Origin of the sequence: Pseudomonas sp. PS01301 (assembly GCF_029960215.1) — a bacterium.
GTDB classification, from domain to species: Bacteria; Pseudomonadota; Gammaproteobacteria; order Pseudomonadales; family Pseudomonadaceae; genus Aquipseudomonas; species Aquipseudomonas coleopterorum.
Map to the genome: position 1 here is coordinate 16,982 of NZ_JASCPM010000025.1, position 21,662 is coordinate 38,643.

At 63.3% G+C, this 21,662-nt stretch carries 21 protein-coding genes and 1 pseudogene; 14 read left to right on the plus strand and 8 right to left on the minus strand.

The genetic code is table 11. From position 1 onward, the window contains the following. Window positions 1–100: 100 nt before the first annotated feature. The 3 genes from asd to QMX89_RS14315 are packed head-to-tail and all read right to left on the minus strand — an operon-like array spanning window position 101 to window position 3,389. Window positions 101–1,000, minus strand: a complete 900-nt coding sequence (asd, locus tag QMX89_RS14305) for an archaetidylserine decarboxylase (RefSeq protein WP_282348694.1) — start codon at window positions 998–1,000, stop codon at window positions 101–103. A gap of 9 nt (window positions 1,001–1,009) precedes the next feature. Further along, window positions 1,010–1,825, minus strand: coding sequence for a rhodanese-like domain-containing protein (locus QMX89_RS14310; RefSeq protein WP_282348695.1), 816 nt, complete (start codon window positions 1,823–1,825; stop codon window positions 1,010–1,012). 43 nt (window positions 1,826–1,868) lie between these two features. Next, window positions 1,869–3,389, minus strand: coding sequence for an HDOD domain-containing protein (locus QMX89_RS14315; protein WP_282348696.1), 1,521 nt, complete (start codon window positions 3,387–3,389; stop codon window positions 1,869–1,871). A gap of 169 nt (window positions 3,390–3,558) precedes the next feature. On the opposite strand from QMX89_RS14315, the gene motA reads away from it, so the two are divergent. Continuing rightward, window positions 3,559–4,410, plus strand: a complete 852-nt coding sequence (motA, locus tag QMX89_RS14320) for a flagellar motor stator protein MotA (protein WP_049862054.1) — start codon at window positions 3,559–3,561, stop codon at window positions 4,408–4,410. A 3-nt stretch (window positions 4,411–4,413) separates the two neighbouring features. Further along, window positions 4,414–5,439, plus strand: a complete 1,026-nt coding sequence (gene motB, locus QMX89_RS14325; RefSeq protein WP_282348697.1) for a flagellar motor protein MotB — start codon at window positions 4,414–4,416, stop codon at window positions 5,437–5,439. A gap of 13 nt (window positions 5,440–5,452) precedes the next feature. Here motB and QMX89_RS14330 read toward each other — a convergent pair whose 3' ends face one another. Both QMX89_RS14330 and QMX89_RS14335 read right to left on the minus strand, forming a co-directional pair. After that, complete coding sequence (locus QMX89_RS14330; protein ID WP_282348698.1) at window positions 5,453–5,920, minus strand: toll/interleukin-1 receptor domain-containing protein; 468 nt, start codon at window positions 5,918–5,920, stop codon at window positions 5,453–5,455. A gap of 184 nt (window positions 5,921–6,104) precedes the next feature. Next, the gene (locus QMX89_RS14335; protein ID WP_282348724.1) at window positions 6,105–7,280 is read right to left on the minus strand and encodes an aspartate aminotransferase family protein; all 1,176 of its coding nucleotides are present in this window, start codon (window positions 7,278–7,280) and stop codon (window positions 6,105–6,107) included. Window positions 7,281–7,379: 99 nt separating this feature from the next. Here QMX89_RS14335 and QMX89_RS14340 point away from each other — a divergent pair, with 99 nt between their 5' ends. Next, window positions 7,380–8,300, plus strand: coding sequence for a LysR family transcriptional regulator (locus tag QMX89_RS14340; protein ID WP_282348699.1), 921 nt, complete (start codon window positions 7,380–7,382; stop codon window positions 8,298–8,300). Here QMX89_RS14340 and rsgA read toward each other — a convergent pair. Beyond that, window positions 8,294–9,325 (minus strand): small ribosomal subunit biogenesis GTPase RsgA, encoded by a 1,032-nt coding sequence (gene rsgA, locus QMX89_RS14345; protein WP_049862050.1) that lies wholly within the window; start codon window positions 9,323–9,325, stop codon window positions 8,294–8,296. The genes QMX89_RS14340 and rsgA overlap by 7 nt on opposite strands. A gap of 96 nt (window positions 9,326–9,421) precedes the next feature. Here rsgA and orn point away from each other — a divergent pair, with 96 nt between their 5' ends. Continuing rightward, window positions 9,422–9,964 carry an oligoribonuclease gene (orn, locus tag QMX89_RS14350; RefSeq protein WP_282348701.1) on the plus strand — a complete coding sequence of 181 codons (543 nt, stop codon included), beginning with the start codon at window positions 9,422–9,424 and terminating at the stop codon, window positions 9,962–9,964. 181 nt (window positions 9,965–10,145) lie between these two features. On the opposite strand, the gene QMX89_RS14355 is transcribed toward orn, so the two are convergent. Continuing rightward, window positions 10,146–11,456 carry an aminotransferase class I/II-fold pyridoxal phosphate-dependent enzyme gene (locus tag QMX89_RS14355; RefSeq protein ID WP_282348702.1) on the minus strand — a complete coding sequence of 437 codons (1,311 nt, stop codon included), beginning with the start codon at window positions 11,454–11,456 and terminating at the stop codon, window positions 10,146–10,148. Between the two features lie 28 nt (window positions 11,457–11,484). Between QMX89_RS14355 and QMX89_RS14360 the strand changes: the two genes are divergently transcribed. The 6 genes from QMX89_RS14360 to QMX89_RS14385 all read left to right on the plus strand — a co-directional run bounded on the left by QMX89_RS14360 (window position 11,485) and on the right by QMX89_RS14385 (window position 15,880). Then, on the plus strand, window positions 11,485–12,183 hold the full coding sequence (locus QMX89_RS14360; RefSeq protein ID WP_282348703.1) for a glutamine amidotransferase: 699 nt from the start codon (window positions 11,485–11,487) through the stop codon (window positions 12,181–12,183). Further along, the gene (locus tag QMX89_RS14365) at window positions 12,180–12,887 is read left to right on the plus strand and encodes an MOSC domain-containing protein (RefSeq protein ID WP_282348704.1); all 708 of its coding nucleotides are present in this window, start codon (window positions 12,180–12,182) and stop codon (window positions 12,885–12,887) included. The genes QMX89_RS14360 and QMX89_RS14365 overlap by 4 nt, the downstream gene beginning before the upstream one ends. A gap of 5 nt (window positions 12,888–12,892) precedes the next feature. Then, a complete protein-coding gene (locus tag QMX89_RS14370; protein ID WP_049862045.1) occupies window positions 12,893–13,120 on the plus strand; it encodes a hypothetical protein in 228 nt (75 codons plus the stop codon). 60 nt (window positions 13,121–13,180) lie between these two features. After that, entirely contained in the window at window positions 13,181–14,083 is a 903-nt protein-coding gene (locus tag QMX89_RS14375) for a diiron oxygenase (protein WP_049862044.1), read from the plus strand. Beyond that, on the plus strand, window positions 14,084–15,154 hold the full coding sequence (locus QMX89_RS14380; protein WP_282348705.1) for a 2Fe-2S iron-sulfur cluster-binding protein: 1,071 nt from the start codon (window positions 14,084–14,086) through the stop codon (window positions 15,152–15,154). A gap of 117 nt (window positions 15,155–15,271) precedes the next feature. Next, complete coding sequence (locus QMX89_RS14385; protein ID WP_043191159.1) at window positions 15,272–15,880, plus strand: trimeric intracellular cation channel family protein; 609 nt, start codon at window positions 15,272–15,274, stop codon at window positions 15,878–15,880. Here the strand turns inward: QMX89_RS14385 and queG are convergent. Next, window positions 15,865–16,935: a tRNA epoxyqueuosine(34) reductase QueG gene (gene queG / locus QMX89_RS14390; protein WP_282348708.1), complete on the minus strand. Its 1,071-nt coding sequence runs from the start codon at window positions 16,933–16,935 to the stop codon at window positions 15,865–15,867. The genes QMX89_RS14385 and queG overlap by 16 nt on opposite strands. Before the next feature lie 126 nt (window positions 16,936–17,061). Here queG and QMX89_RS14395 point away from each other — a divergent pair. From QMX89_RS14395 to mutL, 4 genes and pseudogenes are all read left to right on the plus strand, one after another. Then, window positions 17,062–17,883, plus strand: a pseudogene (locus tag QMX89_RS14395) (NAD(P)H-hydrate dehydratase); the annotation flags it as partial. Next, window positions 17,871–18,341 carry a tRNA (adenosine(37)-N6)-threonylcarbamoyltransferase complex ATPase subunit type 1 TsaE gene (gene tsaE / locus QMX89_RS14400; RefSeq protein WP_049862040.1) on the plus strand — a complete coding sequence of 157 codons (471 nt, stop codon included), beginning with the start codon at window positions 17,871–17,873 and terminating at the stop codon, window positions 18,339–18,341. The pseudogene QMX89_RS14395 and the gene tsaE, both read left to right, overlap by 13 nt. A 16-nt stretch (window positions 18,342–18,357) precedes the next feature. Next, the gene (locus QMX89_RS14405; protein ID WP_049862039.1) at window positions 18,358–19,767 is read left to right on the plus strand and encodes an N-acetylmuramoyl-L-alanine amidase; all 1,410 of its coding nucleotides are present in this window, start codon (window positions 18,358–18,360) and stop codon (window positions 19,765–19,767) included. Continuing rightward, entirely contained in the window at window positions 19,767–21,662 is a 1,896-nt protein-coding gene (gene mutL, locus QMX89_RS14410; protein ID WP_282348709.1) for a DNA mismatch repair endonuclease MutL, read from the plus strand. Before QMX89_RS14405 ends, mutL begins: the two co-directional genes overlap by 1 nt.

Here is a 21,662-nt window from a genome sequence, read left to right on the forward strand (position 1 = left end):
ATTCATTTGGCCGTATGCGAAGACTCTAACAGCATTGGATAACGGTCGCAGCCTCGATGTCGCCAAGGCTGCGCCGTGCCAGCCGCAAGCGGCTCAGATATCAGACAATAGTTGCAGGTGTCGCTGGCGCCACGTCCTGCGCAATGGCCGGGCGCCCCAGGCCTTGACCCATGTTCACGGGTGACAGGTTGGCCAGGTGGTGAGCCCACTCGACCTGTTCCGGGCCGAACAGCATGACCACGGTCGAACCCAGTTTGAAACGGCCCATCTCGGCGCCTTTTTCCAGATGGATCGGCGCCCGTGCCGCCTCGTCGTAGCGAAAGGTCTTGAGTTCGCGCTTGGGCGGCGTTACCAGACCGGCCCAGACGGTTTCGATCGAGGCGACGATCATCGCGCCCACCAGCACCATGGCCATCGGCCCGCGCTCGGTGTCGAAGATGCACACCACGCGCTCGTTGCGCGCGAACAGCTCGGGGACGTTCTCGGCGGTAGTCTGGTTGACCGAGAAGATACGCCCTGGCACGTAGATCATTTCGCGCAGGGTGCCGGCCAGCGGCATGTGCACTCGATGGTAGTCACGTGGCGACAGGTAGATGGTGGCGAACTTGCCCCCCATGAAGGGCGCTGCGTTGGCAGGATCGCCGCCCAGCAGTTCGAGCACGCTGAAGCTGTGGCCCTTGGCCTGGAAGATGCGACCGTGTTCGATGGTACCCAGCTGACTGACGGCTCCGTCGGCTGGGGAGAGGATCGCACCGGGCGTTGGGTCCAGTGGACGTGCGTCGGGTTTCAGGGCGCGGGTGAAGAACGCGTTGAAATTCTCGTAGGCGCTCAGGTCCTCGACCTCGGCCAGGGACATGTCGACATCGTAGCGCTTGGCGAACCAGCGGGTGAACGCATCCTTGAACCAGCGCGAACGACATTCGGCCACACAGCCGGCCAGGCGCGAGAGCAGGTGATGGGGCAGCAGGTACTGACTGATGATGAATAAGCGATCTTTCATTGAGTGTCCTTAAACTTCGATAGGGGTGTCGGGGTGGTTGCCCCATTCGCCCCAGGAACCGGCATAGCCCTTGACGCGTGGATAGCCAAGCGCCTTGGCCACCAGATAGGTGAAACCAGAGCGGTGATGTGTCTGGCAGTGCGTGATGATTTCCTTGTCGGCGGTGATGCCCAGGCCATCGAGCATAGGTGCGACGTCTCTGCGAATGCGCAACTGACGCGCCGGATCCATGGCCGCGGTCCACTCCAGGTTGATTGCACCGGGAATGTGCCCTGCCTTGGCTGCCAGCACCTTCTCACCGGTGTATTCCAGCGGGCCGCGGGCATCCCAGATGGCCAGGTCGGCGGCGCCCAGACGGCTCTGGAGATACTCGCGGGTGGCGATGGGCTCGTCGTGCAGGGTGAGCGGTACCGGACCGCCTGCGCTGGCCGGTGTGTCCTGGCTCAGCGGCAGGCCGGCGGCCTCCCAGGCCAGGATGCCGCCGTCGAGGTAGTGATAGCGTTCATGGCCGATGACGTCGAGCAGCCAGATGAAGCGCCCGGCCCAGCCGCCGCCTTCATCGTCGTAGACCACATAGGTCGCCTCGGGCGTATGCCCCAGCTCACCGAACAGCTGTTCCAGGGACGACAATCCAGGCAGCAGCCCCGGCGCCGGCGGCTGGCCCAGCTGGGTACGCTTGGGATCGACGAAATGCGCCCCGCGAATGTGCCCGGACGCGTAGCGTGCTGCGCTGGTCAAGTCGACCACGATCAGGTTGGCGGCATCGAGCCGGGCGTTCAGCTCATCGGGCTCGATCACCAGGGGCAGGCCGGAAAAGTCAGGCATTCGGGTCTCCAGACGAAACGGAACGGCGATTGTAGCGCAAGCCTCAGCGGCTGCGGTTGGTAAAGGTGTCCAGGGCGCGCTCGATGCACTGCGCACTCTTGCCGAAGCCCTGCACGCTGATCTCGGAGAACGGGCGCCCGCCCTGGTCGGCCACCAGCAGCGTATGCACTCGCCCATCGACACCCAGCGAGCGCAGCAGCAGGTGCTCACCGCGGAACAGCGCGCGCAGGGTCGCCGGCAACAGGGCCTGCAACTGCGCGCTGTTGGCGGCGCCCATGCGCAGTTGCGTCGGTTGCGCGAGCAGTCGCTGCAGCAGGCCGTTGTGCTCGATGCCCAGGCTCAGCGCCGCGACTTCCTTGGGCAGCCCGGCGCTCTGGTGCACGCGCAGGCTGCCGTGATTGCGGTCGACCATCAGCAGCAGCACGCGCTGCATGCCGCACGCCAGCAGGGCATCGCGCGCGCAAGTGGTCAGGTGCAAGGCATTGTTGAACGGCGTCGGCGTGGTCAGCAGTTGCGTGCACAGCTGCCGCCAATGCGCCAGCGCCTCTTCGCTCGGTGCCGGGGCTGGATCGGTGTCGGGCGCCGGACCCTTGTGTGGTGGCGGCCACAGCAGGTTGCGTGCCGGATGCCACAGGTCAGCGGCGCAGTGCACCCGCGCACTGTGCACCGCGTGTTGATGGATCTGCTGCTGAACCTGTTCCAGCGGCACTTGCAGGTACAGGCAACTCAGGTACTGCCAGCGCTGCAGGTGGGGCGTGAACCAGCCCTGTTGCGCGGCCAGGGCCAGGCCGTTGGCCATCAGAATGGTGTTGGCGGGCTGGTTCAACCAGCGCCGCAACGCCGGCTCGTCGTCCAACTGCTGTTGCTGGCGCAAGCGATGCTGATTGTCGCGGGCAATGTGCAGCGCCTGCACCAGCGCCCGACGCTCCTCCAGCAGCAGCCGATAGCCATGCAGCACCCAGGCGGGAAGGCGCCATTTCTGCGCCAGTGCCTGACACAGCACCAGCAACGGCACACCGAACAGCTCCTGCTCGACCTTGACCGCCGCTTCGCCTTCACCAGTGACGCGCCGCTGCCATTCATCGAGCAGCTCGGGGTAGGTCGCCGCCAACGGCCACAGCGGCGAAAGAAACAGCAGGCTGCCCCAGTGGATTTCCTGCCACAGCCGCGCCAGCCTTGCGGCGAACAGACCATTGGCCTGCTGGCTGGCATGCTGGCTGATCATCTGCAGTTGGCGCAAGGTCAGGGGCATCTGCTGCGGCTCCTGGGCCGGCAGGCGCATCAGCAACTCTTCGGCCCGCGACAGGCCCAGCCGGTTCAGTGCCACTTCAAGGCTTTCCGCCGGCTCCGCCAGGCTGTTGCTGGCATGCCGGTTGGCCTCGCGCATCACGCTCAGGACCAGCGCCGGACTGTGTTGCATCAGGTCGGCGATGTCGCGCAGCGAACGGCGTCGATCCTTGATCGCAGCGCGAACCTTGTCGTGGTACAGCTTGGGAATGGGCAGACGCACGCCGTCGAGCAGTGCGAGCCAGGTGTCTAGGGTTTGAGGCTTGGCGTTGGACACTATGCTTATCCTGATGCATGCCTGAATGCAGGCCGACTACACGAACGGACCAAACTGGCTTTTGAAAACCGCTGCCTATAGTCTGGCGCAGTTCTGCCGATAAGGAGAACAACAGATTCCACACCACCTTTTTCGTCCTTGAACCCGACTTCTGAAGTGTTTTTTATCCATGGCTAAAATCATTGGCATCATTGTCGTGTTCGCGAGCGTGCTGGGCGGATACGTTCTTTCACATGGTCAACTGGCCGCCCTGGTCCAACCCTTCGAGGTGATGATCATCGGCGGTGCGGCCTTGGGCGCGTTTCTGCAGGCCAACCCCGGCAGCACCACCATGATCGTGCTGAAGAAGTCGTTGAAGATGTTCAAGTCGCGCTTCAGCCATGCCTACTATCTGGAAGTGCTGAGCCTGCTGTTCGAGATTCTCAACAAGAGTCGCCGCGAGGGCATGATGTCCATCGAGGCCGACATCGAAGACGTCGCCGCCAGCCCGATCTTCGCCAAGTACCCCACCATCCTCAAGGACGAGCAGATGATCGCGTTCATCTGCGATTACCTGCGCATCATGTCGTCGGGCAACATGGCGCCGCACGAACTCGAAGGCCTGTTCGACATGGAGCTGCTGAGCATGAAGGAAGAGCTCGAGCATCCGTCCCACGCCGTGACCGGTATCGCCGATGCGCTGCCCGGTTTCGGTATCGTTGCGGCGGTATTGGGCATCGTGGTGACCATGGCGTCGCTGGGTGACGGCGACAAGGCGGCGATCGGTGGTCACGTCGGCGCTGCACTGGTCGGTACCTTCCTGGGGATCCTGGCGGCCTACGGCTTCTTCGGCCCGCTGGCGACCTGCCTGGGCCACGACGCCAAGGAAGAGTTGAACGTCTACGAAGCCATCAAGGCGTCGCTGGTGGCCTCGGCTTCGGGCATGCCGCCGTCGCTGGCCGTGGAGTTCGGGCGCAAGGTGCTGTACCCGGCACACCGCCCAAGCTTCGCCGAACTCGAACAAGCCGTACGCGGTCGCTGAGTCATGGAAAACAACCAGCCCATCATCGTCAAGCGGGTCAAGCGCTTTGGCGGCGGCCACCACGGTGGCGCCTGGAAGATCGCTTTCGCCGACTTCGCGACGGCGATGATGGCGTTTTTCCTGGTGCTCTGGCTGTTGTCCAACGCCACACCCGAGCAGAAGATCGCCATTGCCGGTTACTTCAAGGACCCGATCGGCTTCTCCGAAAGCGGCACGCCCTATGTCATCGACCTGGGCGGCTCTCCGCAGCTCTCGCCCGAGAAAACCCTGAATCCGGACGTCGAGGTCTCGCCGCCCAAGCCGGAAACCTCGAATCAGGTGGAAGCCGAACAGGCCCAGCAAATAGCTGAACAGGTTGAAAAGGAACGCCTGGAACTGCTCCTGCAGGAGCTGCAGAACAAGGTTGACGAAAATCCCCAGCTGCAGAAATTCAAGGACCAGATCCTTTTCGAAATCACGCAGGACGGCTTGCGCATCCAGATCACCGATGCCGAGAACCGACCGATGTTCGACCTGGGCAGTGCGCGGCTCAAGCCTTATTTCGAGGACATCCTGCTGGCCATGGCCGACACCATCAAGGCGGTGCCGAACAAGATCAGCATCAGCGGCCATACCGATGCCAAGCCCTACGCCGGCAGTGCGGCGGGCGGCTTCGGCAACTGGGAGCTGTCGTCCAACCGCGCCAATGCCGCGCGTCGGGCCCTGGTGGCGGGCAGCTATCCGGAGGATCAGATCGCTCGCGTGGTCGGCTATGGTTCATCGTCGTTGTTCGACCGCAAGGATCCGCTGAACTCCATCAATCGCCGCATCGACATCGTGGTGCTGACCAAAAAGGCCCAGCGCGACATCGAAGGTGATCAGCCGGCATTGGAAGCGCCCAATCCCGGTACGGCCCCCGGTGCTGCGCCACCAGGCGCTTCGATCGGCGACCCCAGCGCACCGGTGCAGCCGCGCGAACTGCGGCAGCGCCTGAACCTGTTCGAAGACGGCTCGGCCAAGCTGGTCGAGCCGGGCAAGCCTGCGCCCTGAGACAAAAAGCCCGTTAGAAGCCCCGGCCGATGCGTTCGCGCAGGCCCCTGTGGATATCACGCGCTTGCACCGGCAGTGGCGTCTCGCGTTGGCCTGCCGGCAGGCGCATGGCCGCCTCGCGGTGATAGGCCTCGATGAGAAAGTCCAACTGCTGCGGGCGCGTCAGAGTCGGCCAATGCGCCAGGTATTCGGGCAGTGCCTGATCGCCCAGCCGATACAGGCACAGGCGCCGGTCCCACGAGGTGGCCTCGCCAATGCAGAACGGTATCCACCAGCGCCGCGCGCTGCAGTGCGAGATCATCAGGATCACATGGGTGCAATCGCGGATGTGCGCAGTGAGCGTTTCGGTGACGTGCAGCGTGGTCAACGAATCGAAGTCCATCACGTCCATGCCCACCTCGATCCCGGCCCTGCGCAAGTATTTCCTGACCCGCAAGGCCTGGGGCAGATCGACATGCTGATAGCCAATGAACACGCTCATCGCCCAGGTCCGCCGGCAATGAATTGAGCAAGTCGCAGGCAAGCAACGGGCAGGTGGGACATGGAAAGCCTTCATCGTGGGTGCTGAAGGCTGAAAGATTGTTCAATGCCGTTTAAGCGGCAAGGGATGTCATCGAAAAGAGACAAGCCCTACTGCTGCCGGTAATTATCCTTACAGACGAAGCCTATAGCGTGTGCACCAGCGCGCGGACGGTGCCTACGATGCGCTCCACTTCGGCATGGTTCAGGGTCAGGGGTGGCAGCAACCGAATGGTGGTGCCGCGGGTCACGTTGATCAGCAGGCCATGCTCTTCTGCGGCTCGCTGCATCAGTTCGCGGCAGGGCCGGTCCAGCTCCACGCCGATCATCAGGCCCAGGCCCCGAACGGCTTTGACGCCAGGCATGCTTCCCACTTCGCTACGCAGCCGTTCGAGCAGCGCATGCCCCTGGCGCGCGGCGTTATCCAGCAGCTGCTCGCGCTCGATGATGTCGAGCACCGTACAACCGACCCGGCACGCCAGGGGGTTGCCGCCAAAGGTGCTGCCATGGCCACCGGGCTGGAACAGGCAGCCCACGGCCTCGGTGGCCAGACAGGCACCGATCGGAATGCCATTGGCCAAGGCCTTGGCCAGAGTGACCACATCGGGCTGGATGTCGGCATGCTGGTAGGCAAACCATTGACCAGTGCGGCCGATGCCGGTCTGGATCTCATCGAGCATCAACAACCAGCCGTGACTGTCGCAATGCTCGCGCAAGGCCCGCAGGTAGGATGTCGAGGCGACGTGCACACCGCTTTCGCCCTGGATCGGCTCGAGCAGCACCGCCACGATGCGCTGGCCGAATGCCTGGGTGACAGTGGCCAGCGCATCCAGATCGCCGAAGGGAATCTTGATGCAGTCTCCAGGCAGTTGGCCCAGGCCGGCGCTCAGGTGCGCGCCGTCACTGGCCGCCAGCGTGGCCAGGGTGCGGCCGTGAAAGGCGTTGTCCATGACCACCACCAGGGGCTTGGCGATACCGCGGCTATGGCCATGCAAACGGGCCAGCTTCAACGCGGTCTCGTTCGCTTCCGCGCCGGAATTATTGAAGAACGCCAGGGCGAGCCCGGACTTCTCGGCCAGCTTCGCGCCCAGCCGCTGTTGCCAGTCGATGGCGTACAGGTTGGAGGTGTGCAGCAACAGCCCGGCCTGCTCGACGATGGCGGCCACCACCTCCGGGTGGCTATGCCCCACGTTGGTCACCGCCACCCCGGCCAGCGCATCGAGGTACTCGCGACCGGCGATATCCCACAGGCGAGTGCCGCTACCATGGCTGAACGTCAGCGGCAACGGTTGATAGGTGGGCATCAGGTGGCTTGCGCTCATCATGGAAGTCTCGGCGGTGAAATGAATGCGCAGTATTCCTTTCAACCCCAGGTGGATAAATGGCGTTAAGCTGGATGCACCTTTCACCGGGAGTTGATAATGGACCTGTTCCAGGCGATGCAGGTATACGTAAAAGTGGTGGAGCTGGGCACCATGACTGCAGCGGCCAAGGCGTGCGATCTGTCCACGACCATGGTCAGCAACCACTTGCAGGCACTGGAGCGGCGTCTGGGAGTGAGCCTGTTGCTGCGCACCACGCGCCGCCAGCAGGTGACCGACGCCGGGCAGGCCTACTATCAGCGTTGTCTTGAGGTGCTGGGGCTGGTCGCCGATTCGGAGCGCTGGGCCGAACGCGCCCAAGGCACCGCGCAGGGACTGTTACGCATCACTGCGCCGCCGACCTTCGGCGCCGAGTGCCTGACCCCTGCACTGGCGGGATTTCTCCAGCGTTATCCACAGATCAGTGTCAGTCTCAGCCTCAGTGACCAGGTACACGACATGCTCGACGGTCAGTTCGACGCCGCACTACGGCTGGGCAATCTCGAACCCTCGACCTTGATCGCCCGTCCGCTGGACGACTATCGATTAAGTATCTGTGCGTCCCCGGACTACTTGCGTCGCCATGGCACGCCTTGCGATCCCGAGGAGTTGACTGCGCATGAGTGCCTGCAATTCATGTACAACCCGGGCGATGAATGGCGCGGGACGCAGAAACGTTGGTCCATGCAGGGGCCGGATGGATTGATTGGCGTCGAGGTGCAAGGGCGACTGGTCACCAACAGCAGCGCGGGACTGCGTCAGGCCGCCCTGGCGGGCATGGGCCTGGTCATGCTTCCTGATGTACTGGTGCGCCGCGACCTGGAAGAGGGCAAGCTGGTCCAGGTGCTGGCTCGATACGCACTGCCCGGCAGACCCATGCACCTGCTTTATCCACAGGCGCGCTACCGTTCGCCGAAGCTGCGCGCCTTCGTGGACTACATCGTCCAGGCGCTGAGGCCTCAGGACAGGAGCGGTCAGTAGGTGTCCTGGGTCAGGCTGGCGATGATCGAGCGGTAGCTGTTCATGCGCTGTTGTTGCACACGGCCGTCTTCCAGCGCCCCGAGCAGGGCGCAACCCGGTTCGCGGTCATGCTTGCAGTCGCGGAAACGGCAGGTGCCCAGCAGGTCGGCGAACTCGATGAAGCCGGCCTCGACATCCGCCCGGCTGACGTGGCCCAGGCCGAATTCACGGATGCCGGGTGAGTCGATCAGCTCGCCGCCGCCCGGGAAGTGGAACAAGCGTGCGGTGGTGGTGGTGTGCGTGCCCTGGCCGGACCATTCCGACAGCGCACCCACCCGCGCCTGCACTTCGGGCAGCAGGCTGTTGACCAGCGACGACTTGCCCACCCCCGACTGACCGACGAACACGCTGATATGGCCGTCCAGACGTGCCTGCAACTGCTGCATGCCATCGCCTTGATGCGCCGATACTTCCAGCAACGGATAACCCAACTGCCGATAGACCGCCAGCAGCGCGTTGAGCGCGGGCGCGTTCTGCTCGTCGATCAGGTCGGCCTTGTTCAGCAGCAACAGGGGATGGATGCCGGCGTGTTCAGCGGCCACCAGGTAGCGGTCGATCAGGTTGGCATGGGGTTCGGGCATGGGCGCGAACACGATGACGATCAGATCGACGTTGGCCGCGACCGGCTTGAGCTGCCCGCGGCTGTCGGGACGGCACAGTTCGGTGCTGCGCGGCAGCTGCGCGACGATGACCCCGATGCCTTGGTTGCCGGCGCGCCAGACCACCTTGTCGCCGGTGACCAGCGAGGGCAGGTTGGCCCTGAGATAGCAACGGCAGACCTGACCGGCGTGCTCGCCTTCCAGTGCCTCGACTTCCACCTGAACACCGAAGTGGGCGATGACCAGACCCGTCTGCTCTGGGCCCAGATCGCCGCCTTCGAGGGTCTCCAGGGCCTGGGACTCGCGCTTGGCGGCGCGTGCGGCGCGCTCGCCCTGGATTTTTTCGATGCGCCAGTTCTGGCGGCGGTTCAGTTGGCGTTTGGCCATGTGTGTTCCGTGTAAATGAGTTCAAGCGTGAACGAAGGCGGGATACTAGCACGCCCGGCTACGCTAGACTGCGCAGCTACGCCGAGGAGACCCCCAATGCAGAACCCACAGAACCTGATCTGGATCGACCTGGAAATGACCGGTCTGGACCCGGACCATGACGTCATCATCGAAATGGCCACCATCGTCACCGACAGCGACCTCAATACCCTGGCCGAAGGCCCGGTCATCGCCATCCACCAGAGCGACGAGATCCTGGCCGGCATGGACGAGTGGAACACCCGCCAGCACGGCGGCTCGGGCCTGACCCAGCGCGTTCGCGAAAGCACTGTCAGCATGGCCCAGGCCGAAGCACAGACCATCGCCTTTCTGGAGCAGTGGGTGCCCAAAGGCAAGTCGCCGATCTGCGGCAACAGCATCTGCCAGGATCGCCGCTTCCTCTACCGCCACATGCGTGGGCTGGAAAACTACTTCCACTACCGCAACCTGGACGTCTCGACCCTCAAGGAACTGGCCGCCCGCTGGGCCCCCGAGGTCAAGGACAGCTTCAAGAAGGGCAGCACCCACCTTGCCCTGGACGACATCCGCGAATCGATCGCCGAGCTGCAGCACTACCGCAAGCACTTCATCAAGTTCTGACGCCCGGAAAACCCTGCAGCGGAAACGAAGCGGGCGGCGATCCCTCTGCCCGCGAAGAGGCCGGTGTGGGAGCGGGTTCTCAGCCCATGACGAGCCCTTTGTGGGAGCGGGTTCTCAGCCCATGACAAGCCCTTTGTGGGAGCGGGCTCTGCCCGCGAAGAGGCCCTCAAGCCAACCTCCCTCAATACACCCGACGCCGCGCTGCCTGCAATGCACTGGCAATATCGGCAGCCAGTCGCGCGATATCGGCCTCGGCCAGATTACCGACACTGACGCGCACCGCCGGCCCACTCTGCAGTCGAAACGGACTGCCTGCCTGGACTGCCCAGCCTGCGGAGGCCAGGGCCTGCACCGTCGATGTTTCGTCAATGACCGGTAGCCACAGGTGCAGGCCTTCGCTTGAGCTGGACAGGCTCACACCCATGAGTTCGAGTGCCTCGACCAGCGATTGTCGACGGCTTCGATAGGCCGCACCCACTTCCGTCAAGCGGCCCGCTTGCAACATCCTGCTCCACAGATGGGCGGTCAGTCGCTGCAGCAGCAGGCTGACCCAGCGCGGCCCGACCCGCTGCTGGCGTTGCATCTCGCCATGCAGGGACGCGCTGGCGCCCGCAATCGAGACGCGCAGGTCGGGCCCGATGAACTTGCTGGTCGACAGCACATAGAGCCAATGCTGCGGCAGCGGTTGCAGGTCGATGGCCGGGGCCTGGCTCAACGGTCCCCAATGATCGTCGATCACCAGCAGGGTGTGCGGTGCGTCCTGCAGGACCGCTGACCATTGCTGCCAGCGCGGGGTATCGAACGAGCAGCCGGTCGGGTTCTGTGCGCGGGGCGTCAGTACCACAGCCGCCGCGCCACGCAGCACCTCCGGCGCCGGGGCCAGCGCGCCATGCTCGTCCATGCTCAATCCCCCTGGCTTGAGCTGTAGCCCGGTCAGCAGGTCGCGCAACGGTGGCCAGCATGGGTCTTCGATCAGCACCGTGGCGCCCGGGCGGCAGCGTGCACGAAGCGCTCTCTCGACCGCATCCAGCGCGCCGCAATACACACCCACCTGCTCGCTGGGCAGTTGCTGGCTGTCGAGCCAGTCGCGGGCCAGGCCCGACAACTGCGGGTCATCGCCGAACGGGTCGAAACCACTCTGGGTGACGTTGCGCAGCAGCCATTCGGGATCGGGCGCTGGCAGCAGCGAGGCATCGAGGTTGCCGCTGGCCATGTCGTACAGCCCTTCAGGAAGCACGAAGCCGTACTCGACAATTTCCGAAGCCGGCGCGCTGACCCGAGTCCCGCGACGCCCGTCGGTCACCACGATGCCGCTGTCACGCAACCTTCTGTACGCCGCCGCGACGGTATTGGGGCTGACCTTTAGCTGCACGGCCAGGTCGCGCACCGAAGGCAGTGAAGCGTTTTGAAGCAAATCACCTTGGCGTATCTGCCGCTCAATGGCCTCCGCGATCTCGACGGCAGTGGACGCATTCGTCAATAATGTATTCATACATTCATATTATTGTATTGGTACATAAATGAAAAGTGCGTTGGTAGTGCGGCATCTTGCCTTCGAAGACCTGGGCAGTCTGGCCCCGGTGCTAAAAGCCGAGGGGTATGAAATCGAAATAATAGAAGCGCCACTGCACCCGCTGGCGTCCCTCGATGTGATCTCGGCAGACTTGTTGATCATTCTGGGCGGGCCCATCGGCGCTTTCGAGGAGGCGCTGTACCCATTCCTGCTGGACGAGCTCGAACTCATTGGCCAACGCCTGGAAAGCGGCAAACCTTTGTTGGGTATCTGCCTGGGCGCACAGCTGATCGCCCGTGCCCTGGGTGCGGGCGTCGCTGCCATGGGCCACAAGGAAATCGGTTTCGGCCCCATCACGTTGACCGACGCCGGACACAACTCTGTCCTCGCGCCCTTGGCACAGGGAACCCCCGTGTTGCACTGGCACGGCGATCAGTTCGACATCCCCGCTCAGGCCGTGGCGCTCGCCGCCACCGACGCCTGTCCCCATCAGGCGTTCAGCCTGGGCAATCAGGTCCTGGCCCTGCAATTTCATCTCGAGGTGGCACCGCAGATGCTCGAAGCATGGCTGGTCGGCCATGCCAACGAGCTGCATCAGCAGCGTATCGACCCCCGCGAACTCCGTGCCCAGGCGCAGGCACTAGGCTGCACAGGCGCACAGGTAGCCAGCGTGATCCTGACCGACTGGCTGGTACGGCTGCGATGAGTGAGGAGCTGCCCACCATCGAATTGCGGCACGTGCTCGCCGGCACGTCGCGCCCCTTCACGCGCCCAGGCAGTTTCACCGGCATCGACAAGGTCCCGCTTCCCGGGCCGGTTGAAGTGGGAACACTGGGAATCATGGGCGATGAGCAGGGGGATCGCCGCATTCACGGCGGCCCCGACAAAGCCATCCACCATTATCCGTTCGAGCACTACCACGCATGGAAGCGGCTCATCGGCGAGCATCCACGCCTGGCACAGCCAGGTGCATTCGGCGAGAACCTGTCGACTGTCGGTGTAGACGAAACCCAGGTGTGCCTCGGCGACATCTTTCGATGTGGCAGCGTGTTGCTGGAAGTCAGCCAGACCCGGCAGCCTTGCTGGAAGCTCAACGATCGCTTCGAAGTGAGCGATATGGCCTTGCGCATGCAAGCCAGTGCGATGACCGGCTGGTATTACCGGGTGCTCGAAAGCGGTGCCCTGCAGGCAGGCGACCCCATCGTGCTTCAGGATCGCCCAATCCCTCGGTGGCCACTGCGCAAAGTCATCGCGCTGTTGTACGAGCGCTCGCTGGACTGCGATGAATTGAGCCAATTCGCGCAGTTGCCGCTCGTACCTTCCTGGCGCGCACTGGTGGAGCGACGCCTGGCAACGGGCCAGATCGAGAACTGGGCCAGCCGAGTGCTGGGTCCCCCTTCAGGAGAATAGAAACCATGCAGCACTTTCGCGTCATCGTTCAATTGCACCGGGCGTACTGGTGCCAGTTCGATATCGAGCATGCCGCTGCCGAGCATGCATTGGCCGATGTAGTCCGCCGCTTCCCCGAAGGCGAGGGCTACACCCTCGATATACAACGCAAGACGGGTGAGCGCCGGCTGCTGGAATCCACGCCCGACGGGATTCGGTTGCTGTATGCGCAGGGCATGTTTGCAAAGACTTGAATGCCAGTAATGGCGTCATTGGTTGAACATCACAGGTAAAGAGGTACGCAGCACGTGAATATGGAAGTTGGTCCGCAAAGCCATGATGGCGTCAGGAACATGCTGGAGAAGTTGTCTTCTTTATGGGACGTACGGGCAGCAGTCAATAATGATGCGACCCCGTACAGTGAATTGCTCTTCGAGCACGGCAGGTTGGACTTTAGCGAGTCGCTCGTTCCTTTTCGAAGCCATCCAAACTGGCAGGCGGCTTCGGCTGAGATGAAATCCAGATGTCTGTCCTACGGCTGGATTATCTATAACCTCAAAACCATCTATATCGAATGCGACATCGTGACACCGGCCTGCGAGGACATCATCAAAAGGCCGCCTGTCGAGTCTAGCAACCGTGACATCCTGCAACGCGTGATGTCGGAGGCGCTGCTCGATGAAGCGCTCCATACCAAGATGTCGGTCACGGCATGCAATTACATCTATCTGAACCGAAAGCTGCCCTATCTCGATTTCACTGATTTCAATCTTATCCGCTGGCGAGATCAGATATTGGCCACGTGCACGGCTGAGTGGCAGCGGCGGCTGACTCGATTCGGTATTGCCTGTGCTAGCGAAACCTTGATTACCGACTATCTCAAAACCTTGTCCGAGGATGATTCCATCCAGCAGGTGTGCCATGAGGTAACCCGCACTCACGCAGTGGACGAGTGGAGTCATTCAAGCGTTTTCAGCTTTGTGGCGTGCGATATCGTTCATACGCTCAGCGTTCGCGAGCGGGCGTACTTGCAGGCGGTCATTGCCAAGACCGTGGAGATGTTTGCCGACAACGAAATGGGTGCCTGGGCTCAGGCACTTTCTCTGGCCGGATTCCAAGGCCATGAAGCCATGCTGGTGGATTGTTCCCGATCTAGCGAGGTAGAAGTTTACACGGAGTCGGTTTTCAGTCTGCTCGCACGTATAGGTCTGGAATAGATGGCCCTTTCGGTCAAGGAAGGCCCCACTGCTCAGAAGCCTCTTGAGCCAGGTTTTCTGCGCTGTGATGTGGCGTGCGATATTGCCAAGAACGCAAGAAGGTTCGTTCTCACGGTACTTAATGAGCAACAGGCAGAGGAGTGTGTCCCAGGTCGGTATCTGATACTGGAATACGCAGACGTGAACGGCCATGTGCGTAGGGCCTGCTATTCGATAGTGGCATGCCCTGGGCCGCTGCAAGTCGAGATAATTGTCCAGCGTGTGCCTTCCAAGGGAGTTTCAGAGGCGATGTTCGGTCATCTGATGGTCGGCGCTCTGGTGCGCTGCGTGGGCATTGCAGGGGACATCACCGCACAGCAGCTGTCCGGCTTCGATAGCGTGGCGCTGTTGGCCGGTGGTATCGGTTTTACCTTGCCCTTGGCATTGATACGCGAATTCAGGCATCGGGTACGGCAAGGTGGCCCAGTGCCTCGGACCACTTTGCTGTTGTGCACGCCCTCTCTGGACACTGTACCTTGCCTCGCCGAACTCATGATTCTGGAGCTTGCCGAGCGCTGGTTCACCTTGCGCATCCATATAACCCGTCAGTCGTTGTACCAAGACAATGGATGCTTGTTGCGAGGGCGGCCAAGCCAGGCCGCACTGGATGCTCTGCAAGCGCCGCAGGGTGTAGTGATTTGCGGTAGCCAGGCATTTGCCGACCAAATGCACCGGGCCATGACGATTCGACATGGTGCTGCCCGGTACTTCATCGAAGCATTCAGCTCGTCCGACTCGCCGCTGCCCGCGGCTCAGGGCAACACTGGAACGGTGCGTTTGAAGATACCTGCGGCAGGTGTCGAGTTCGACGCGGTCCAGTCGTTGACGCTGCTTGAGCAGCTGGAAGCCCAGGGCCAGAAAGTGCGCAGTCAATGCCGTGCTGGAATCTGTGGTGCCTGCAAGATCAAGGTTCTGAATGGCGAGTGTCGTCGCGACGCGGATTTCGCCCTGAGTGCGAAGGAGCGCGCAGATGGATACGCCTTGGCGTGCTGTACTTATCCTATGGGCAATGAGCTCACTCTGTGCATCTAGGCCTCGTGAAGCGGACAGCACATGGGGGCGCCCGGTATGATGGGCGTCCACCGCGGCACCCATGTTCCACTTCATACCGCGCCCATCACACTACGTGTCTTCTGTCCTCCGGTTCCCATGCTACTGACCCTCTACCTCATCGCCATCACCGCTGAAGCCATGACCGGTGCCCTTTCCGCAGGACGACGTGGGATGGACTGGTTCGGCGTGGTGCTGATCGCCTGTGTGACGGCATTGGGCGGCGGGTCGATGCGCGATGTGTTGCTGGGTCACTACCCGCTGACGTGGGTCAAGCACCCTGAATATCTGGTGCTGACCAGTGTTGCGGCGTTGGTCACGATCTTCATCGCGCCGCTCATGCGCCGCTTGCGGTCGTTGTTTCTTGTGCTCGATGCGCTGGGGCTGGTGGCGTTCACGCTGATCGGCACCATGACCGCGCTGGAGCTGGGTCACGATTATCTGGTGGCGTCCATCAGCGGCATGATCACCGGGGTGTTCGGCGGTATCCTGCGTGACATCCTCTGCAACGACATTCCCCTGGTGTTCCGCCGTGAGCTGTATGCCAGCGTTTCATTCGCCTCGGCCTGGTGCTTTCTGGGCTGCACCTATCTGGAACTGGTGCCGATCCAGGCGCTGTCGATCACCTTGTTCGGTGGCTTCCTGCTGCGCCTGTTGGCGATCCGTTTCCACTGGGAAATGCCCAAGTTCGTCTACGACGACCGTTGAGCATGGGCCGCCAGGGCCCATTCGACGTGTTCGCGGACCAGCTCGCTGGGGTCTTCGCGGCGCGTCTTCAGGGCTTCGAGTACCGGAATGCTCGATGGCGCGTTGCCCAATCCCACTGCCAGGTTACGCAGGAAACGCTCGTAACCGGCGCGACGCAGGGGCGAGCCCTCGGTGCTGCTCAGGAAGCGCTCTTCATCCCACAGGAACAGCTGGGCCAGCTCGGCGTTGTCCAACTGATGCCGCGGCTGGAAATCGCCTTCGCCCGAGGGGCGGGCGAAGCGGTTCCAGGGGCAGACGATCTGGCAGTCGTCACAACCGAACACGCGGTTGCCGATCAGCGGCCGCAACTCCGTGGGAATGGGGCCCTTGAGCTCGATGGTCAGGTAGGAAATGCAGCGGCGGGCGTCCAGCACATAGGGCCCGACGAAGGCAGCGGTGGGACAGATCTCCAGGCAGGCCGTGCAGCGTCCGCAGTGTTCGCTGGCGTGCGCCTCGTCGACCGGCAACGGGAGGTCGACGAACAGTTCGGCGAGGAAGAAGTAGCTGCCCGCCTTGCGGTTGAGGACCAAGGTGTTCTTGCCGATCCAGCCCAGCCCAGCCTCCTGCGCGATGGCTTTCTCCAGCACCGGTGCACTGTCGACGAAGGCACGAAAGCCGAACGGGCCGATGTCCTGCTGGATGCGCTCGGCCAGGTGCTGCACCCGTTTGCGGATCAACTTGTGGTAATCGCGGCCAAGGGCATAGCGCGAGACGTAGGCTTTTTCCGGCTCGGCCAGGCGTTGCGCCATGTGCGTGTCGCCGGGCAGGTAGTCCATGCGCAGCGAAACGACGCGCAAGGTGCCGGGTACCAGTTGCTCGGGGTGTGAACGCTTGCTGCCGTGGGCGGCCATGTAGTCCATTTCGCCATGGTAGCCAGCTTCCAGCCAACGTTGCAGGTGTTGTTCATGCTCGGCCAGGTCCAGGCCGGCGATGCCGACTTGCTGGAAACCCAGTTCGCGCCCCCATTGCTTGATGGAGAGCGCCAGGGCGGGAAGGTCGATGGTGAGAGCAGACATGCGAGCGAGGAAACCGGTGCGGAGGTGGGTATAATTCTGCCAGACATCGACAGCAAAGGTTCAAGCATGCCGCCAGACACGCAAATACCCGACGTAGTGCACAGTCAGCCAGCGGCCGCCGTGCCGCTCACCCCGGCCACCTTGCCGGTCCCGTCGGCGCGGCCGATGGATGCGCACAAGGGCATGTACGGCCGTGTGCTGGTGATCGGCGGCGACCACGGCACCGGCGGCGCGGCACTGCTCAGCGCCCAGAGTGCCCTGCGCAGCGGGGCCGGCATGGTCTCGCTGGCCACCCGCGGCGAGCACGTAGCGCCGGCGCTGGCGCGCCTGCCGGAAGTGATGGTGGCCGATATCGCCTCGGCCAATCAGCTCCTGCCAATGGCCGAGGCTGCTAGCGTGCTGGTGGTCGGGCCCGGCCTGGGCCAGGCCGGTTGGGGGCGCAGCCTGCTGTCGGTGGCGGCAAGCCAGGACAAGCCGCAGGTGTGGGACGCCGATGCGCTGAACCAGTTGGCCCAAGGCGCCGTCACGCTGCCCGCCGATGCGGTATTGACCCCACACCCCGGCGAAGCGGCGCGGCTGCTGGGCATTTCTACCCAGCAGGTGCAGGCAGATCGCCCGGCGGCAGCCCTGCGCCTGGCCCGGCAATACGCGGCGGTGTGTGTACTCAAGGGCGCCGGCAGCCTGATCGCGGCGCCCGACGGTCGCCTGGCGATCTGCGAGCACGGTCATCCGGCCATGGCCACCGGCGGGCTGGGCGATGTCCTCGCCGGGCTGATCGGCGCACTGCGTGCCCAGGGTCTGGACGGCTTCGATGCGGCGTGTCTGGGCGTATGGCTGCACGCCTGTGCCGGAGAACGGTCGGGCGAGGGCGGCCGCGGCCTGGCCGCCAGCGATCTGATCCCTGCCATTCGTCAGTTGCTCGAGGAGCATTACCCGTGTCAGAAGTAGAGATTTTCATCGAGGGCGAGGACGCGATGGTTGCGTTCGGTGCACGCATGGCAGAGGTCACTCAAGGCCATGGACTGATCTTTCTGGAAGGTGATCTGGGCGCTGGCAAGACCACCTTTTCCCGGGGCTTGATCCGCGGCCTCGGGCACGTCGGGGCGGTCAAGAGTCCGACCTTCACCCTGGTCGAGCCTTACGAAATCGGAACTATAAAAGCCTTTCACTTCGACCTGTATCGCCTTGTTGATCCTGAGGAATTGGAGTATCTGGGCATCCGCGACTACTTTGAAGAGGACGCCTTGTGCCTGATCGAGTGGCCCCAGCAGGGTGCGGGCTTTTTGCCAAAGCCTGACCTGACCATTACCATAAGCCCGCAAGCGGCCGGAAGGCTGTTGAAGTTATCGCCACAGGGCCCGCGCGGTGTGTCCTGGTGTGCCGCTGTGGCACAGAAATCCAAATAATTTGATGGGGTTAGGTATGCGCATTCGCGCGCTGGTCGCGGTCGTTGGTCTGATGTTGACGGGTTTTGTCGTCAATGCCGTGGCCGCTACACAAGTCAAGAGCGTGCGCTTGTGGCGAGCGCCGGACAATACCCGGCTGGTCTTCGACCTCACCGGCCCGGTCCAGCACAGCGTGTTCACGCTCACATCGCCCGACCGGCTGGTGATCGACATCAACGGCGCCACTGCGTCCGCCCCGCTCAGCGTCGCTCCAGGCGACTCGCCCGTTACCAGCGTGCGTTCGGCCCAGCGCACGCCCAACGATTTGCGTGTGGTGGTGGACCTGAAAAAGGCCGTCACCCCAAAAAGCTTCACCCTGGCGCCCAACCAGCAATACGGCAACCGACTGGTGGTCGACCTGTTCGACTCGGCCGCCGATGCCGAACCAGCGCCGCCTCAGCCGGTCGTGGCCACCACACCGGCGGTGCCAGTCACGCCAACGCGCCCAGCTATCAAACTGACGCCAGTGCCCAGCGGCAAGCGCGATATCGTCATCGCCATCGATGCCGGTCATGGCGGCGAAGACCCCGGCGCTTCGGGCCCGCGAGGCCAGCACGAGAAGGACGTGGTGTTGCAGATCGCCAAGGAACTGCAACGCCAGATCAACGCCGAACAAGGCTTTCGTGCCGAGCTGACGCGCACTGGCGACTACTTCATCCCGCTGCGCGGACGTACCGAAATTGCCCGCAAGAAGGGCGCCGACCTGTTCGTTTCCATTCACGCCGACGCCGCGCCGTCCTCGGCCGCCTTCGGTGCCTCGGTGTTTGCGCTGTCCGAGCGCGGCGCCACCTCGGAAACCGCGCGCTGGCTGGCCGATACCGAAAACCGTTCCGACTTGATCGGCGGTGCTGGCAACGTCAGCCTGGACGACAAGGACCGCATGCTGGCCGGTGTACTGCTGGACCTGTCGATGACCGCTTCGCTGACCTCCAGCCTCAACGTGGGCCAGAAGGTGTTGAGCAACATCGGCCAGGTGACGCCGCTGCACAAGCGCCGTGTCGAGCAGGCCGGGTTCATGGTGCTGAAATCGCCGGACATTCCTTCGATCCTGGTGGAAACCGGGTTCATCTCAAACTCCAACGAAGCCAACAAGCTGCAGAGCTCGGGTCACCAGCAGGCTCTGGCGCGCTCCATTCGTACCGGTGTGAAGCAGTTCTTCCAGCAGAACCCGCCGCCCGGGACCTACATGGCCTGGCTGCGTGACACCGGCAAGATCGCACGGGGCCCCAGCACCCACGTAGTGCGTCCCGGCGAAACGCTGGCCATGCTGGCCGCGCGCTACGACCTGGGCATTGCCACCCTGCGCAGCGCCAACGACCTGAAGACCGACGAACTGAAAATTGGCCAGGAAGTCACCATTCCCAGCACTGCCCTGGCGTCCCAGTAATGACTGAATCGGCCCGTATCGAGCTGCTCAGCCCGCGGCTCGCCAACCAGATCGCCGCCGGCGAGGTGGTCGAACGCCCAGCCTCGGTGATCAAGGAACTGCTGGAAAACAGCCTGGACTCGGGCGCTCGCCGCATCGACATCGAGGTCGAACAGGGTGGCGTCAAGCTGCTGCGCGTGCGCGACGACGGCAGCGGTATCTCCGCCGACGACCTGCCCCTGGCGCTGGCACGCCATGCGACCAGCAAGATCCGCGACCTTGAGGATCTGGAACGGGTGATGAGCCTGGGCTTCCGTGGGGAAGCGCTGGCCTCGATCAGCTCGGTGGCCCGTCTGACCCTGACGTCGCGCACGGCCGCTGCCGACCAGGCTTGGCAGGTCGAAACCGAAGGTCGCGACATGGATGCCCGCGTGCAGCCTGCCGCGCACCCGGTAGGCACCTCTGTCGAGGTCCGCGACCTGTTCTTCAATACCCCGGCGCGACGCAAGTTTCTCAAAACCGAGAAGACTGAATTCGACCACCTGCAGGAGGTCATCAAACGCCTGGCGCTGGCGCGCTTCGACGTCGGCTTCCACCTGCGACACAACGGCAAGAGCATCCTCGGCCTGCACGAAGCGCATGACGAAACCGCCCGCGCCCGAAGGGTCGCTGCGGTCTGTGGCCCGGCATTTCTCGAACAGGCGATGCCGATCGAGGTCGAGCGCAATGGCCTGCGTCTGTGGGGCTGGGTCGGTTTGCCGACGTTTTCCCGGAGTCAGGCCGACCTGCAATATTTCTTCGTCAACGGTCGAGCGGTGCGCGACAAGCTGGTCGCCCATGCGGTGCGCCAGGCCTACCGCGATGTGCTGTTCAATGGCCGTCATCCGACCTTCGTTCTGTTTCTGGAAGTGGATCCGGCGGTCGTCGACGTCAACGTGCACCCGACCAAACATGAAGTGCGCTTTCGCGACGGGCGCATGGTGCATGACTTCTTGTACGGCACATTGCACCGTGCCCTGGCCGACGTGCGTCCCGAAGACCAGTTGGCAACCGCGCCGACGCAATCGCAGGCGCCGCGACCCAGTGGCGCGCAGGCCGGCGAGTTCGGTCCTCAGGGTGAAATGGGCCTGTCGGCGAATCTGCTGCAGCCGCCCATGGCTGCGCCGCAGTCGAACGGTGGTTCTGGTGGCGGTTACTCGTACACGCCGCGGCCGACCGCCGCCTTGCCGGTGGCCGAGGCGCAAAGCGCCTACCGGGAATTCTTCGCGCCGTTGCCGACCGCAGGCAGCAGTACCGCACCGATCCCGAGCCTGCCGCAGAGCCAGGGTGACATTCCCCCGCTGGGTTATGCCCTGGCGCAACTGAAGGGCATCTACATCCTGGCCGAAAACGCACAAGGGCTGGTGCTGGTGGACATGCATGCGGCTCATGAACGGATCATGTACGAGCGCCTGAAGATCGCCATGGCCAGTGAGGGACTGAGCGGGCAGCCGTTGCTGGTGCCCGAGTCGCTGGCCATGAGCCAGCGGGAAGCGGACTGCGCCGAAGAACACGCGACCTGGTTCCAGCGCCTGGGCTTCGAGTTGCAGCGTCTGGGGCCGGAAACCGTGGCCATCCGCCAGATTCCGGCGCTGCTCAAACAGGCCGAAGCCAATCGTCTGGTCAGCGATGTGCTCGCCGACCTCATGGAGTACGGCACCAGTGACCGTATCCAGGCGCACTTGAACGAATTGCTGGGTACGATGGCCTGTCACGGGGCGATTCGCGCCAACCGGCGCCTGGCCCTGCCGGAGATGAATGCCCTGTTGCGTGACATGGAAAACACCGAGCGCAGCGGCCAGTGCAATCATGGCCGACCGACCTGGACCCAGATGGGCCTGGACGATCTGGACAAACTCTTCCTGCGCGGGCGTTGA